Origin of the sequence: Nonomuraea sp. NEAU-A123, from assembly GCF_018603905.1 — a bacterium.
GTDB lineage: Bacteria > Actinomycetota > Actinomycetes > Streptosporangiales > Streptosporangiaceae > Nonomuraea.
This window is the reverse complement of sequence record NZ_JAHFZZ010000005.1, coordinates 647,228-664,074: the sequence shown is the minus strand read 5'-3', so window position 1 is coordinate 664,074 and position 16,847 is coordinate 647,228. Positions and strand designations below refer to the sequence as shown.

Below are 16,847 nucleotides of genomic sequence, written 5' to 3'. Positions count from 1 at the left end.
TGCCGAGCATCTCGGACCCCGTGACCCGCCCTACCGGTGTGCCATCTGCCCAAGGCGCACCGAGCCACACGCGATACAACCACGCACCCTGCGTGACGATCAACGACTCAGGGTAAGGGGCGGATCGACATTCCCCCCTGCCATGGAGTTCGCATGGAACGAACGGTCCTCGCCGCAGTCGCGGAACGCCCCGACGCCGACACGGCACTCGCCGAGCAGATCCGCCGCGTCAGCGCGGCAATGGACGACCTCGGCGTCCAGTTGCGCTGGACACACCGCACGCAGGACGCGCTGGCGGTGATCGGCTCGGACGCCTCGCTGGCCGGGATGCTGGCCGACTGGGACGCGCCGGGCGCCGATCAGGTGCTGGGCGCGGTCACCCAGCGCTTCCGCGGCCTGCCGGTCTTCCTCATGACCGCCGAGCAGGAGCTCCCCCTGTGGGTGTACGAGGTCATCCAGGGCTACGTGTTCCCCCTTGAGGACACCCCTGACTTCATCGCCGGCCGCATCGCGCACGCGACCGAGGCCTACACCGAGCGGATCCTCCCGCCGTTCTTCCGCGCGCTGCGCAAGCTGCAGGACCACCACCAGTATTCCTGGCACACCCCGGCGCACGCCGGCGGCGTCGCGTTCCTGAAGTCACCGGTGGGGCGGGCGTTCTTCGACTTCTACGGCGAGCGCCTGCTGCGCACCGACCTATCCATCTCGGTGCCCGAGCTGGGCTCGCCGCTGGACCACACCGGTCCGATCGGCGAGGCCGAACGCAACGCCGCCCGCGTCTTCGGCGCCGACCGCACCTTCTTCGTGATGAACGGCAACGCCACCGCCAACCGCATCGTCGGCCACCACGCCATCGCCCGCGACGAGACCGCCCTGGTGGATCGCAACTGCCACAAGTCACTGCAGCACGCGCTGACCATCAGCGGCGCGCGCCCCGTCTACCTGGTGCCCGAACGCAACGGCCTCGGCCTGGCCGGCCCCATCCCGCCCGCCGAGCTGCGGGCCGACACCCTGCGCGCCCGCCTGGCCGGCCATCCGCTCGCGGAGACCGACCCGGCCTACGCCGTGATCACCAACTCCACCTACGACGGGCTCTGCTACGACGCCGTACGGGTCGCCGAGCTGCTGAGCGAGAGCGTTCCCCGCGTGCACTTCGACGAGGCGTGGTTCGCCTACGCCCGCTTCAACCCGCTGTACGCCCGCCGCTACGGCATGGCCGTGGACGAGCGGACGCTGCCGGGGCCGGACCGTCCCACCGTGTTCGCCACCCAGTCGACGCACAAGCTCCTGGCGGCCCTGTCGCAGTCGGCGATGCTGCACGTCCGGTCGGCCGGACGCGCTCCGGTGGACTACGAGCGGCTCAATGAGACGTACCTGATGCACTGCTCCACCTCGCCGCTCTACCCGATGATCGCCTCGCTGGACGTGGCGGCGGGGATGATGGACGGCGCGTCCGGACCGTTCCTGACGGGCGAGGCCATCATCGAGGCGGTCCGGTTCCGCCAGGCCATGGTCCGGCTGGCCGCCCGCATCCGGGAGGACGGCCGGCGGCCGGACTGGTACTTCGGCGTCTGGCAGCCCGCTCAGGTCACGGACCCCGGCACCGGCCTGCCCGTCTCCTTCGCCGACGCCGACCCCGTGCTGCTGAGCACCCATCCGGAGTGCTGGACGCTGGAGCCCGGCGCCGCCTGGCACGGCTTCCAGGGCCTGACCGACGGCTACTGCCTGCTCGACCCCATCAAGGTGACGATCACCTGCCCGGGCGCCGACGCCGCCGAAGGCACGCTCGACTGGGGCATTCCCGCCCGGATCGTCGCCACCTACCTGCGGCAGCGCGGCATCGTCGTGGAGAAGACCGGGGACCACACGCTGCTGGTGCTGTTCTCCATGGGGATCACCAAGGGCAAGTGGGGCACGCTGATCGACGCGCTCACCGACTTCAAGCGTGCCTACGACGACGACCTGTCCCTGGCCGAGGTGCTGCCGGGCTTCGGGCCGCCGGCCACCACGCTGCGCCGCTTCTGCACCGACGTACACGACAAGCTCCGCACCCTCGGGCTCGGCGAGCTCCTCGACCAGATCTTCACCACCCTCCCCGAACCCGTCCGCACCCCGGCCGACAGCTACCAGGCCCTGATCCGCTCGCGCACGGAACGCGTCTCGCTCGCCGACCTGCCCGGCCGCGTCTCCGCCGCCACCGTCGTCGTCACCCCGCCGGGGATCCCCATGCTGATGCCCGGAGAGGCGACCGGGCCCGCCGACGGCCCGCTTATGGCGTACCTGCACGCTTTGGAGGACTTCGACCGCTCTTATCCAGACCTGGCCACCGACATCCACGGCGCGCACCGCGACGACGGCGGCCACTACCACGTCGAGGTCGAGGTCTGACCCGCTCCCCCAGGATCAAGCGACGAGCTGCTTGTCGGCCTCCTGCTGGATCAGGTCCTTGTCGGTGATGACCACCGCGTCGGGGATCGCGTCGGGCAGCTCGTCCTCCAGGTAGCGGACCGGCCGGTAGCGGAAGGCCGCCAGGCCTATCAGCACGGTCACCGCGCCCGCGACGAGCGTGAGCAGGGCGATCCCCCGGCCCTGCGCGGAGCCGGCGATGGGGTTGAAGACCTGTTCGACCAGCGGTCCGGCCAGCAGGAAGCCCACCGGGACCAGGGCCCAGCTCAGCATCAGGTTGGTGGCGATGACCCGGCCCTGCAGGTCGAGCCCGACCTTCTGCTGCACGATGGCGAACCAGTGCGCGTTCAGCAGCGCGGTGAGCAGCCCGATGCAGAACAGCCCGATGGCGGGCAGCGCCGGGTGGGGGGCGATCCCGATGACGGCGAAGGCGACGCCCAGTGCCATGAAGCAGCCGAGGATGCCGTTGGTGCGGCGCTCCAGGCCACCGGTCACCGTCATGATCACGCTGCCGGCCAGCAGTCCGATGCCGGTCATCGAGAGCGCTATGCCCAGGCCCCGGGTGTCGGTGAGGCTGAGCAGCAGCGGCGTGGCCAGGACCTCGACCATGGCGAAGGGGAGGTTCAGGAACGAGGTGAACAGGATGATCGCCAGCAGCCCGTGCCTGCGGGTGATGTAGCGCCAGCCGCCGGTCACCTCCTGCCAGAACGGCTCCTCCCGCTTCTTGAAGAGCGTGTCCGGGAAGCGGACCGCCAAGGTCACGGTGACCGCGAAGGCGAAGGTGGTCAGGTCGATCACGATGATGCCGGGCAATCCGATGGCGGCCACGAGCGCGCCGCCCAGCAACGGCGCCAGTACGGTCCCCGCCGCCGGCCCCAGCTGGGCCAGGCCGCCGGCTCTGCCGTAGTAGCGTTTGGGCACCAACTGGGCCATGGCCGCCATGTAGGCGGGCTGGTGGAAGGCCGTCGACACCGCGCCGATGGCGACGATGACATAGACGTGCCAGAGCTGGAGCCCGCCCGTCCAGAGCAGGGTGGCCAACGAGGCGGAGGCGCAGCCCGCCGCCGAGTCGGCGGTGATCATGACCAGCCGGCGGTTCCAGCGATCCGCCACCGCTCCGGCGATCGGCGCCAGGACGACGGCGGGCAGCAGCGCCATGACCGAGACGATGGCGAACATCGAGATCGAACGCGTCTGCTGGTAGACCCACAGCCCCAGGCCGAACGCGGTCAGCCCGGTGCCGATCAGCGACACGAGCTGGCCGAAGGCCACCAGGAGGAACGTCTTCAGGCTGGCCTGCTGGTAACGGGGCGGCAGCGGCGCCGCCGGCCGATCGCCACCACCGAGGATCTCGGCCAGCTCGGGCGCCTGGTGCTTCTGGAAGTAGTGCCCGGCCTTGGGGATGACCTCCAGCGACACCGCGTCGGAGAAGGCCTCCCACTCGCGGAAGCGCTCCTCGTGCAGCTCGGTGGCACGGTCGTTCTCGCCGACCACGCACACCAGCGGCGCCGACAGCTTCTTGATGGGCGCCTGGTAGAGGTCGGTGTAGTAGTCCTCGCCCTCCTGGGTGTCGTGGAGGAAGACGCCCATGAGGAAGTCGCGCTCGTGACGGTCCAGCGCTTCGGTGAAGAAGCCCATGGCCCGCAGGAACTCCAGCGCTTGCCGCTTTGAGGTCCACCGCTCCATCGGGAAGATCTCGCGGAGCCAGGCGAAGGCCTTGCCCGGCAGGCGGGGCGCCGGAAAGTGCCCGCCGATGACCACCTTCACCAGGTCGACGCCTTCCTCCTCCAGCCTGCGCGCCAGTTGGACGGTGAGCGCGCCGCCCATGCAGTGCCCGTAGAGCGCGAGGGGCCCGTCGACCTGCTCCTTGATCTCCTTGACGCAGCCCTCGACGAGCTCGTGGAAGGGCAGCACGGGCTCGCCGGGGTTGCCGGTCTCGTGGCCCGGCGGCTCCAGCGCGAGCATGGTGAGATGCTCGGGCAGGGCCGCGGCCAGCGGCTGGTACGTGATCGCGCCGCCGCCCGCGAACGGCACGCAGACCAGGGTCAGCGAGGCCGCGGAGCGTGGCGGCGTCAGTTCATGCAAGAGGCCGAAATTTCGGGACGAACCGTCGAGTGCGGCGAATGCTCGGATCGTGGGGTTCTTGAAGAGGTCCAGCACGGTCGCCTGGATCCCCGAGTCCCGTACGGCACGCACGGCCTTGAAGGAGTCGCCGCCCAGCGCGAAGAAGTCGTCGTCGATCCCGATCCCCCGCACGCCCAGGATCGCCGACCAGAGCTCGGCCAGCTTGACCTCGGCCGGCGTCCGCGGCGCCGTGCCCTCGGCGCGCACCTGGCCGACCGGCTCGGGCAGCGCCTTGCGGTCCACCTTGCCGTTGGGGGTGAGCGGCAGCGCGTCCAGCGGTACGAACGACGAGGGGATCATGTAGTCGGGCAGCTTGCGGCGTAGGTATTCGCGCCAGTCCGGTCCGGAGTCGGCGACCAGGTAGGCGGCGATGCTTTTGGCCTCGTCCGCGCCGCGCACCACCACGGCCGCTTCGCGGACCGCTGGGTGTGCCAGCAGGAGCGACTCGATCTCGCCCAGCTCGATCCGGTAGCCGCGGACCTTCACCTGCTTGTCGGCCCGGCCGAGGAACTCGATCGAGCCGTCGGCCCGGCGGCGGGCCAGGTCACCGGTCCGGTACAGCCTGCGCCCGTCCCGCCAGGTGATGAAGCGCTCCGCCGTCAGCTCGGGCCGGCCGAGGTAGTCGCGGGCCAGGCCCGCCCCGCCGATGTGGAGCTCGCCGACCACGCCGGTGGGAACCAGCCGCATCGTGGCATCGAGCAGGAGGATCCGGGTGTTGGCGATCGGGTGGCCGATCGTGATCGGCCCGTCGGTGACCCGGGTGAGGGTGGACCAGATCGTGGTCTCGGTCGGCCCGTACAGGTTCCACAGTTCGGCCACCCGGCCGCGCAGGTCGGTGGCCAGGTCGGCGGGGAGCGCCTCGCCGCCGCAGAGCGCCTTCAGCCCCGGCTTGCCCGGCCATCCCGACGACAGCAGCAGCCGCCAGGTCGCCGGAGTGGCCTGCATGACCGTCGCGTCGTCGAGCAGGGCGGCCAGCCGTACCGGATCGTAGGCCGCCTCGCGGCTCGCGATCAGCACGCGGCCGCCGACCGTGAGCGGCAGGAACAGCTCCAGCACCGAGATGTCGAAGGCGGACGTGGTGACGGCCAGGAGCGTGTCCTGGCCGGTCAGGCCGGGCTCGCGGCTCATCGAGGTGAGGAAGTTGACCACCGAGGAGTGCTGGACGCGCACGCCTTTGGGCCGCCCGGTGGAGCCGGAGGTGTACAGGACGTAGCAGGGGTTCTCCGGCGCGGGCGGCCGCTCGGGGCTGTGCCCGTCGCGCGTTTGTCGCATGACCTCGTCGTCGGCGAGGATGAGCTCCCCGTGGTAGCCGGTGTAGCGCCCGGCCAGCTCGCGCTCGGTGATCAGGACGCCGATGCCGGAGTCGTCCAGGATGTGGGCTTGGCGCTCCTGCGGGTACATCGGGTCGAGCGGCACGTACGCGCCGCCCGCCTTCAGCACGCCGAGCAGGGCGACCAGCATCGTGGCCGACCGCTCCATCGCGACGCCCACCAGCGTCTCGGGCCCCACTCCCGCCGCCCGCAGGCGCCTGGCGATCCGGCCGGCCCGCTCGTCCAGCTCCCGGTACGTCAGTGAGGCGCCGTCGAAGGTGACGGCCACGGCGTCGGGCGTCCGGTCGACCTGGGCTTCCACCAGCTCGTGGACACACAGGTCGGGCACCTCGACGTCCTGGCCGTCCAACTGCTCGGCCAGCTCTTCCCCGGTGAGGAAGACCAGGTCGGACAGTGCGGTCTCGGGCGCCGCGACGATGGCGGAGAGCAGGCTCTCGTAGTGCCGGAGGAGCCGCCGGGCGGTGCCGGCATCGTAGAGCGCGGTGTTGTACTCCAGTCTGCACAGCAGCTCATCGCCCTGCTCCTCGATGTAGAGCACCAGGTCCACCTGGGCGGTGCCGGTCTCCACGGCCAGTTCCGACACGGCCAGGCCGGCCAGGTTCAGGTCGCTCTTGGGCAGGTTGAGCAGGTTGAACAGCACCTGGAAGAGTGGGTTGCGCGACAGGTCCCTGGGCGGGTTGAGCTCCTCCACCAGGCGTTCGAAGGGCACGTCCTGATGGGCGTACGCGCCCAGCGCGTACGCGCGTACCTGCGCCAGGAGCTCCGTGTACGGCAGGCCGCCGTCCATCGTGGCCCGCATGACCAGGGTGTTGATGAAGCAGCCCGCGATGCCTTCGAGCTCGGGGCGGGTGCGCCCGGCCACCGGCGAGCCGACGCAGATGTCCTCCTGGCCGCTGTAGCGGTACAGCAGCGTGTGGAGCGCGGTCAGCAGGGTCATGTAGAGCGTGGCGCCGCGCTCCTGGCTCAGCTTCCGCACCCCGGCGGCCAGCTCCGCGGGGAGCAGGTGGGTGGCGACCGCGCCCTCGAAGGTCTGCGTCGGCGGGCGTGGCCGGTCCGTGGGCAGGTCCAGGCTGTGCGGGATGCCGCGCAGCCGTTCCTTCCAGAAACCGAGATCGGCGGCCTGCTGCCGCTGCCAGCGCGCGTAGTCGCGGTACCTGATCCGCGGCTCGGGGAGTGTCTCGCCGTTGTACAGCGCGGCCAGCTCGGTCCGCAGCAAGGTGATCGACCAGCCGTCCACGACGATGTGGTGGAAGCCGAGGGACAGGACGTGGTGGTCGGGGGCGAGCCGTAACAGCCGGGCTCGGAACAGCGGGCCGTGCGCCAGGTCGAAGGGCTGGGCCGCGGCCTCGCTCAGCGCCCGGTCGGCGTCGTCGCAGTCCTCGACCGGCAGCGGCGTCTCCCCTGCGGGCAGCACCACCTGCACCGGCTCGCCGTCCGGGGCGTGGAAGACGGTCCGCAGCGACTCGTGCCGCCGCACCAGCTCGCGCAGGGCGCCGTGCAGCCGCGCCACGTCCAGCTCGCCCCGCAGGTCCAGCGCCGTGGCCACGGCGTAGGCGGCCGAGCCGTGCACCTGGTCGATGAACCACATGCGCCGCTGGATGAACGAGACGGGAGCCGGACCGGGCTCCTCGACTGCCGGGATCACCTCACGGGCAACCGCCGACGCGCCGACCGGGGAACCTGCCGAGGCGACGGCCGGGGAACCTGCCGAGGCAATGGCCGGGAGACCCGCCGAAGCAACGGCCGGGAGACCCACCGAGGCGACGGCCGGGATCACCGCGCGAGGGCCTGCCGGGGCGAGGAGCGCCCGTTGACCGCCCAGCGTGGGGTGGTCGAAGACCGCCTCGATCGGCAGGCCCAGGCGGGAGGCGAGCTGGGTGGCCACGAGGGAGTCGCCGCCCAGGTCAAAGAAGTCGTCCCGGGGGCCGGTGGGCGTGATGCCGAGCACATCCCGCCAGGCGGCGGCGACCACGTCGAGCTCCTGAACCGCGTCGGTCGTGTGGGCCCCTTGAACCGCCTGAACCGTGCCGACCGTGTGGACCGTCTGAATCGCCCCCGGCACCGGCGCGATCTCGAAGCGGCGGGCGCGCGGCTCGATCCAGTAGCGGTGCCGCTCGAACGGATACGTGGGCAGGGGCACCCGCCTGCCCGGTGGGCCGAACGCCGCCCAGTCGACGTCGGCACCGCTCGCCCACAGCCGCCCGACGCCCTCCAGCAGGGCGGCCTGTCCGCTCTCCGGATCAGCGAGGGGCGCGACCGTGGCCTGGCCACCCTGACGGCGCACCAGCGTGCTCAGCGTCCGGCCCGGCCCCGCCTCCACCACCGCGGCGTCGGCCGTCACCAGGGCGCGGGCGCAGTCGGCGAACCGCACGGTTTCCCGCAGATGGCGTACCCAGTAGGCGGGGTCCTTGGTCTCGGCGCCGGACACCCAGCCGCCCGTGACGTTGGAGAGGTACGGCAGGTCGGGAGTGCCCAACCGCACGGAGGCGACCTCGGCGGCGAAGGCGTCGAGTACCGGATCCAGCATGGCGGAGTGGAAGGCGTGGGAGGTGCGCAGCGTGCGGCAGGAGACGCCCTGGCGTACCAGCCGCTGCTCCAGCTCGGCGATGGCCTGCTCCGGGCCGGCCAGGACGCACAGCTCGGGGGCGTTGACCGCGGCCAGGGAGACGTCCTCGCCGAGCAGCTCGCCCACCTCGGACTCGGGCAGCGGCACGGCCAGCATCGAACCGGGGGGCAGGCTCTGCACCAGGCGGCCGCGCGCGGCGACCAGGCGCAGGGCGTCCTCCAGGGTGAGGACTCCGGCCAGGCAGGCGGCGACGTACTCGCCGATGCTGTGCCCGGCCATCATCGCCGGGCGGACCCCGCGCTCGATCAGCGTGCGGGCGAGCGCGTACTCCGTGACGAAGAGCGCGGGCTGGGTGAGCCAGGTCTGATCGAGATCGCCGGCCTCGCCGTACAGGGCCTGGCGCAGGTCGAGGTCGAGGTACGGCTTGAGGAGGGTGGAGCAATCGTCGACGGCGGCGCGGAAGACGCTGTCCGACCGGTACAGCCCCGCGCCCATCCCACACCGTTGCGCGCCCTGGCCGGGGAAGACGAAGGCGACCTCGCGGGGGTGCGACTCGCTTGTGATGAGCTCGGCGTCCAGTGCCGACCGGCCATCCTCGGCGACCATGATGCCGCGGTGCCGTAGCTGGCGGCGGCCGAGCCGGAGGGTGGCGGCGACATCGCCCAGGTCCGTACCCGGACGCGCGCGCAGGTGGGCACGGAGCCGGGTGGCCATGTCCGCCAGCGCCGTGTCACTGGCGGCCGACAGGATGAGCAGGTGCGGGCCGGCCGCCGGTGGGACGGAGAGCTGTCCGGTCCCCACTGGGACGGCGGACTGGCCGGTCGCCCGTGGGGCGAGGGGCTGGCCGGGCGTCAGTGGGGTGGCGGGTGGTTCGGGTGCTTCCTCCAGGACGACGTGGGCGTTGGTGCCGCCCATTCCGAAGGCGCTGACGCCCGCTCTTCGCGGTGCCGGGCCCGGCGGCCAGGCCGCGACGGCGGTGGGCACGTAGAACGGGCTGAAGTCGATGCGCGGGTTGGGTATCGTGAAGTTGACCGTGGGCGGCAGGGTGCGGTGCTTGAGCGCCAGCACGGTCTTGATCAGCCCGGACATCCCGGCGGCGGCGTCGGCGTGGCCGATGTTGGACTTGACCGAGCCCAGTGCGATCCGCTGGTTCCCGGTGAAGACCTGGGAGAGCGCCGCGACCTCGATGGGGTCGCCGAGCGCGGTGCCCGTGCCGTGCGCCTCGATGTAGCCGATCGTGCCGGGGTCGACGCCGGCCGCGGCCAGGGCCGCGGTGATGACCTCGGCCTGGCCGTCCACGGCGGGCGCGGTGTAGCCGACCTTCCTGGTGCCGTCGTTGTTGACCGCGGAGCCGCGTACGACGGCGTGGATGGTGTCGCCCGCGGCGATGGCGTCCGTTAGTCGCTTGAGCACGACGACGCCGACGCCGCTGGCGCCGATCGTGCCGCGGGCCTCGGCGTCGAAAGGGCGGCAGTGGCCGTCCGGCGAGCCGATGCCGCCGCTCTGGTAGAGGTAGCCGCGGCGGGTCCAGGCGTTGACCCGCACCGCCCCGGCCAGCGCGAGGTCGCAGTCGCCGGCGATCAGGCTCTGCCTGGCCAGGTGGAGCGCGACCAGCGAGGTGGAGCAGGCGGTGTTGACGCTGACGCTCGGCCCGCGCAGGTCGAGCTTGTAGGAGGTCCGGGTGGGCAGGGAGTCCTTGTCGTTGCCGAGCATGACCTGGTACTCGCCCACCGCCTTGAGCACGTCGGGCGCGGCCAGCAGGTTCTCGATGAGGTAGCTGCTCATCGCCGAGCCGGCGAAGACGCCGATCTGCCCCGGATGGCGCGCGGGGTCGCAGCCCGCGTCCTCCAGCGCCTCCCAGGCGGTCTCCAGGAACAGGCGCTGCTGCGGGTCGAGGATCTCGGCCTCGCGCGGGGTGAACTCGAACAGTGTGGCGTCGAACAGGTCGATGCCGTCCAGCACGGTCCCCGACCTGACGTAGGCGGGGTCCGCCAGCCGGTCGGGGTCCTCGCCGTCGGCGAGCAGTTCCTCGTCGGTGAAGTCCTGGACGGCTTCCACGCCGTCGCGGATCGCCGCCCAGAACTCCTCGGGCCCCGTGGCGCCGGGGAAGCGGCAGGCCATGCCGACGATGGCGAGCGCGCCGTCGGCGGGCGCGGGGGCCGAGACCGGCTTCGGCGCCGGGCCGTCGGAGCTGAGGTAGGCCGTCAGCGAGGCGATCGTCGGGTACCTGAACAGGTCGGTGACCGTCAGGCTGAACCGCTTGCGCAGTCGCTCGTGCACCTGCAGGACCAGCAGCGAGTGGCCGCCCACCTCGAAGAAGTTGTCGCCGGGACCGAAGGCGCCGGTGCCCAGTGCCTCGCGCCAGGCCCGGGTGACGATCTGGGAGATCTCGTGGCGCGGCAGCTCCCCGGACGCCTCGTTCCCGCCGAGCGCCGCAACCAGCACCTGCTGGAGGTCGGCCACCAGGCCGCGGATCGTCCCCGCGTGGAACAGGTCCGTGTTGTACTCCACGAGCCCGTCCAGGCTCTCGCGGACGCCCACCGTCAGGTCGAACTTGGCCGTGCGCTCGGGGATCTCCACGGGGGTGACCGTCAGGCCGGCCAGCTCCAACGTCGCCGTGGCCGCGGGCAGCATGGCGAACATCGTCTGGAACACCGGGCCGCGGTCCAGGTGGCGCTCCGGGTTGAGCTCCTCCACCAGCCGCTCGAAGGGCATCCCCTGATGGTCGTGGGCGTCGAGCATCGCCTCCTTGACCCGCTCGACCACCTCGGACAACGACGGCTCGCCCGACAGGTCGGCGCGGATGGCCAGGGTGTTGGTGAAGAACCCGATCAGGCCCTCGAACTCGATCCGGTCCCGGTTGGCGATGGGCGTGCCCACCACCAGGTCCGACCGGCCGGAACGCCGGGAGAGCACCACCAGATAGGCCGCGAACAGCACCATGTACGGCGTGGCGCCCAGGCTCCGGCAGTACGCCTGGAACTCCGCGCGCGGAAGGCCCAGGGAGAAGGGCAGCTCGGCGCCCGCGTACGTCTGGACGGCCGGCCGGGGCAGGTCCGTCGGCAGCTCGGAGAGCGGCGGCGCGCCCGCCAGCTTCTCGCGCCAGTAGTCCAGATCCCGGCTGTAGTCGTTTTCCCGCTGCCAGATCGCGTAGTCGGGGTACTGCTGGGACAGCGCCGGCAGCTCCTGGCCGTTGTAGAGCGCGCTCAGCTCCCGGCGCAGCACCTCCAGCGACCAGGCGTCGGCGACGATGTGGTGGAGCGTGAGGTGCAGGACGTGCCGCTCCGCGCCTTCGCGCAGCAGGTGGGCGCGGATGAGCGGGCCGGTGGTCAGGTCCATCGGCGTGCCGTCCTCGGCGTCCGCCAGGTCGAGCGCCAGTGAGTCGGCCACGATCTGGTACGGGCCGTCCTCGTCCATGGCGAACGTGGTGCGCAGGCTCTCATGCCTGGCCACCAGGGCGTTCAGCGCGCGGTGCAGCGCTTCGCGGTCGAGCGGGCCCTCGATGCGGAAGGCGAGCGGTATCAGGTAGTGCGCGGCGCCTGGTGCGATCTTGTCCAGATACCAGGAGCGAAGCTGGGCGAAGGACATCGGCAGCCGGTCGGGCCTGGACCGCCCGGCCCGCTGTTTCTTCTTACGTAACGCGTCCAGGAGTTGGCGCTGCTGGGCTGACAGGCTCATTGGCCGCCTTCCATCGACCGCAGCAGGGCCTCGGCCTCTTCGTCGGAGTACGCGGCGACCATGAGATACAGCTCGGCGGCCGCCTCCACGTCCGGCGAGGTGAGTTTCGCGCCGAGCTCGGCGACGGTCGGGTGGGCGAAGAGCGTCCGCAGCGGCACCGGCACCTCCAGCGCCTCATGTAATCGGGAGGCGATCTGGGTCGCGTTGAGCGAGTTGCCACCCAGCTCGAAGAGGTTGTCGTGCCGCCCGACCGGCCCGCCCAGCACCTCCTGCCAGACGGCGGCGATGGCCTGTTCCACCGAGGTGGCCGGGGCCGTGACGGTCCGCGCGCTCTGGCCGGGGGCCGGCAGGGCGTGCCGGTCCACCTTGCCCGAAGGGTTCACCGGCAGGGACTCCAGCGCGACGAACGTGCTCGGCACCATGTATTCGGGCAGCCGCTCGGCCAAGTAGGCGCGCAGCTCCGGGGTACTGTCGGCGGCCACGTAGGCCACCAGCCCGCCTTCCCGGGCCATGACGAACGCCTCACGCACGGCAGGATGCCCGGACAGCACCGCGGCGATCTCGCCGGGCTCGACCCGGTATCCGCGGATCTTGACCTGGTCGTCCACGCGGCCCAGGAACTCGATCTCCCCAGCCTCGTCGCGGCGGACCAGATCCCCCGTCCGGTAGAGCCTGCGCCCGTCCCGCCAGATGATGAACCGCTCCCCCGTCAGCTCCGGCTGGCCAAGGTAGCCCCTGGCCAGGCAGGCGCCGCCGAGGTGCAGCTCGCCGGGGACGCCGTCGGGCACCTCGTGGCCCAGGCGGTTGAGGATCGGCGCCTGGATGCCGGTGACCGGCCTGCCGATGGGTGGCAGCCGCGGCCAGTCCGCCGGCCGGCCGGTGAGGGTATGGGCGATGTCGATGATCGCGCCCTCGGTCGGCCCGTACTGGTTGTGGAGCGTCATCCACGGTTTGATGAACCGCTCGAGCTGCGGGGTGACCTGGAGCTGCTCGCCCGCGGTGATCACCTCGCGCAGCGTGGCAGGCGGTTCGAGCCCGGCGCCGGCCAGCGACTGCAGCGCCACGAAGGGCAGGAAGATCCGCTCGACCCGGGTCCTGGCGATGTGGTCGAGCAGGGCGGCCGGGTCGCGCCGTACCTCGTCGCCGACCATGACCAGCGTCCCGCCGTACGCCCAGGTGCTGAAGATCTCCTGCACGGAGACGTCGAAGCCGAGCGCGGTGAACTGCAGGCTCCGGTAGGCGCCGCTGTGCCAGGCCATGAGGTTGGCGACCGGGCGGTGCGGCATCGCCACACCCTTGGGCAGGCCGGTCGAGCCCGAGGTGAACAGGATGTAGGCCAGGTTGTCGGCCGTGACGCCGCTGTCCGGCCGGTGTTCCGGCCGGCCGTCGAGGTCGGTGTCGACGTGGACGGGCCGCTCGTGCGGCAGGCTGCCGGCCAGCGCCCGGTGCGTCACCAGGACCGGGGTGGCGACCCGGCCGAGCACCTGGGTGAGGCGTCCTTGGGGGTAGGAGGGGTCGAGCGGCACGTAGGCGCCGCCCGACTTCAGGATCCCCAGCAGCGCCACGGGCAGGTCGAGCGAGCGCCGTACGTGCAGGGCGACCGGCACCTCCGGGCCCACCCCCAGCTCGCGCAGCAGGTGAGCCAGCCTGTTGGCCCGCCGGTCGAGCTCGGCGTAGGTGAGGGCGGCGCCGTCGAACTCGACGGCGACCGCGTCGGGGGTTCTGTCCGCCTGCTGTTCGAAGAGCCGGTGAAGGCACTGGTCGGGGCCGTGACCGGCGGGCTCGTGCCGCCGGGCGAGCAGCGTGGAGATCGGCGCGGCCGGGTCGGCCGCCACCTGCTCCAGGACGCGTACGTAGTGTCTCAACAGGCGCTCCGCGCTGGCGCGCTCGAACAGGTCGGTGGCGAACTCCAGGCTCATCTCCTGCCCTTCGGCGTAGAGCACCAGGTCGGCCTTGGCGCCGCCGTTCTCCACCTCCTCGAGCATCCGGAAGGTCAGCCCATCGGCTCGCTTGGCGTCCGGCGGCTCCTGCATCGCGAACATCACGTCGAAGGGCGGCCGGCCGTCGGGACAGAGCTCCCGCACGATCGCCTCGAGCGGCACGTCCGTAGGCGTGGCCAGGACTGTCGCCCGCACCTGTGACAGCAGGCGCTCGAAGGAGGGGTCGCCCGCCAGGCCGGTCCTGATCGGCAGCGTCTCCACGAAAAAGCCGATCATGGAGTCCGCGCCCGGCGCCTCCCTGCCGGAGAACGGCACGCCCGTCACGATGTCGTCCTGGCCGCTGTAGCGGTGCAGCAGTGCCTGGAAGGCGGCGAACAGCACCATGAACGGGCTCGCCTGAGCGCGCCTGCCCAGTGTCTCCACCTCGGCGAGCAGCCCGTCCGGCAGCGTGGCCCGGACCCGGGCGCCGCGCCGGAGCGGCCCCGTCGATCCGGGGCGGTCGGCGGGCAGCCCCAGCCGTTCGGGCGGCGACTCCAGGGCCTTCTTCCAGTACGGCAGGCGGCCGAGATCCGGCGTGCGCCGGTACGCCCCGGTCGGCGCGGGCAGGCTCTCCCCCGCGTAGAGCCGCGCCAGCTCGTCCAGGAAGACCCCGGCCGACCAGCCGTCGAAGGCGATGTGATGGACGGTCACCAGCAGCCGGTGCCGGTCGTCGGCGAGCCGGAGCAGCAGCGCCCGCAGCACGGGACCGTTCCGCAGGTCGAAGGGGTCGCGGGCGGCGTGCTTGGCCAGCGCGTCCGCGCCACGCAGGGTGGCGTCCACGACCTTCATCGGTACGGGCCGCGTCTGCTCGACCACGGGCACCGGCTCGCCGTCGTGCTCTTCGTAGCGGGTACGCAGGGGCGGATGCCTGCGGACGATCTCGTTGATCGCGTTCTCCAGGCGCCCGGTGTCGAGGGGGCCGTCCAGGGCGTACAGGATGGGCACGTTGTACTGCGCGCCGGGCGCCACCTGGTCGATGAACCAGAGCCGACGCTGCGCCGGCGTGAGGCCGCCCTCGGCCGGGGTCGCCGCTGCCACCTCCGGCAGGCCGTCGATCGCCCGGGCGAGCGCGGCGAGCGTGGGGTGTTCGAAGAGCATCCGGGGCTCGACCGGCTTGCCCAGCCCTTCGCAGGCGCGGGCGGCGATGCGCATCGCCAGCAGCGACTGGCCGCCCAGTGCCAGGAAGTCGTCGTCGGCGCCGATCAGCCCGGCGTCGAGGACGTCCTGCCAGATCTCGGCGAGCAGTATCTCGGTGGCGGTGCCGGGCGGCGTGATCGAGCGGGACTCGCGGACCGGGCCGGGCAGCGCGGCACGATCCACCTTGCCGTTGCCGGTCAGCGGGAGCTCGTCCAGGAAGACCCAGGCGGTGGGGATCATGTAGTCGGGCAGGAACCTGCGCAGGTGGGCGCGCGCCTCCTGCTCGGTCGCCGTGCCCACGATGTAGGCGACCAGTTCGTGGCCGCGGAGGGCGGTGGTGGCGGCCCGGACCCGCGGGTGACGGCCGAGCACGGTCTCGATCTCGCCGAGCTCTACCCGGTTGCCGCGGATCTTGACCTGGTCGTCGAGCCGCCCCAGGAACTCGATGAGCCCGTCGGGCCGCCGCCTGGCCAGGTCGCCTGTGCGGTAGAGGGGGCGCCCGTCCCGGTCGCGGACGAAACGCTCAGCCGTCAGGTCGGGCCGGTCGAGGTAGCCCAGGCCGACGCACACGCCGCCGAGGTACATCTCGCCCTCCTCGACCGGCCGCATCGCCTCGTCCAGGAGGTGGACGGTGACGCCGGGCAGCGGCGTGCCGAGCGCGGGCGGGCGGCTCTGGCCGTCGTAGACCGGCACCTGGCCGGCGATCGCGTTGACGGCGCATTCCGCCGGGCCGTAGAGGTTGATCAGCCGGAAGGGCAGCTCGGGTCTCGGGTAGGTGGTGAGCCGGTCGCCGCCGGTGCTCAGCGTCGCCAGCTTGGTCTCCGCCGGCCAGGACAGGCCGAGCAGGCCCTCGGCGATGGGAGTGGGCGCATAACAGGTGGTCAGCTCCCGCTCCACGATCCAGTCGCGCAAGGCGGGCAGGGAGAGCCTGGTCCGCTCGCTGGGGATGACCATCGTGGTGCCCGCGGTCAGATACGTCCAGATCTCCCACACCGATGGGTCGAAGTTGGGGCTGGTGAGCAGCGGGGCACGGCCGCCCAGCCCGAAGGTCTCGTGCGACCAGCCGATCAGGTTGGTCAGCGCGCGGTGCGGGACGAGGACGCCCTTGGGCGTCCCCGTCGAGCCGGAGGTGTGGATGACGTAGGCGGGCTCGCCGGGCTCGACGTGCGGCAGGGGTGACGCGTCCGCCTCGGCGGGCGTGTCGATCACCGGGATGCCGTCGGGGACCAGAGCTCTCCACTCGGGCGCCGTGACGACGGCCGCGGCTCCCGCCAGCATGGCGTGGATCCGCTCCGCGGGCGTGGCCGGGTCGATCGGGGCGAAGGCGACGCCCGCCTTCATGGCACCGAGCTGACCCGCGACCAGCCGGATCGAGCGGTCCGCGAGCACGGCCACCCAGCGCTGCTCATTCATCGGGAGATGACGCAGCTCAGCGGCGATGCCGTTCGCGAGGCGATCCAGCTCCCGGTAGGTGAGTTGATCTTGACCGGCCGCGACGGCGACCCTTTCCGGGGCCGCGCTCAGCTGATCTTGATAAAGGTGCAGAACAGATTCCAGGGGTGATCCACCCGACGCCATTGCCGCCCCTGCCGATTGAGTTTTTTCCCACTTTTTGCGCACGCCGCG

The 16,847-nt window shown here is 71.9% G+C and carries 3 protein-coding genes; 1 reads left to right on the top strand and 2 read right to left on the bottom strand.

All coding sequences use genetic code 11. The annotated features are described in order from the left end of the window. Window positions 1-153: 153 nt before the first annotated feature. The gene (locus tag KLK06_RS18750) at window positions 154-2,388 is read left to right on the top strand and encodes an Orn/Lys/Arg decarboxylase N-terminal domain-containing protein (RefSeq protein WP_250905566.1); all 2,235 of its coding nucleotides are present in this window, start codon (window positions 154-156) and stop codon (window positions 2,386-2,388) included. 15 nt (window positions 2,389-2,403) lie between these two features. Here the strand turns inward: KLK06_RS18750 and KLK06_RS18745 are convergent, their stop codons facing one another. After that, a complete protein-coding gene (locus KLK06_RS18745) occupies window positions 2,404-12,105 on the bottom strand; it encodes a non-ribosomal peptide synthetase/type I polyketide synthase (RefSeq protein ID WP_214636754.1) in 9,702 nt (3,233 codons plus the stop codon). Continuing rightward, the gene (locus KLK06_RS18740) at window positions 12,102-16,799 is read right to left on the bottom strand and encodes a non-ribosomal peptide synthetase (RefSeq protein ID WP_214636753.1); all 4,698 of its coding nucleotides are present in this window, start codon (window positions 16,797-16,799) and stop codon (window positions 12,102-12,104) included. Before KLK06_RS18740 ends, KLK06_RS18745 begins: the two co-directional genes overlap by 4 nt. Window positions 16,800-16,847: the final 48 nt, after the last annotated feature.

Coding starts and splice junctions, on each gene's coding strand:
- KLK06_RS18750 (WP_250905566.1), top strand. CDS start 154: ATGGAACGAACGGTCCTCGCCGCAGTCGCGGAACGCCCCGACGCCGAC.
- KLK06_RS18740 (WP_214636753.1), bottom strand. CDS start 16,799: ATGGCGTCGGGTGGATCACCCCTGGAATCTGTTCTGCACCTTTATCAA.
- KLK06_RS18745 (WP_214636754.1), bottom strand. CDS start 12,105: ATGAGCCTGTCAGCCCAGCAGCGCCAACTCCTGGACGCGTTACGTAAG.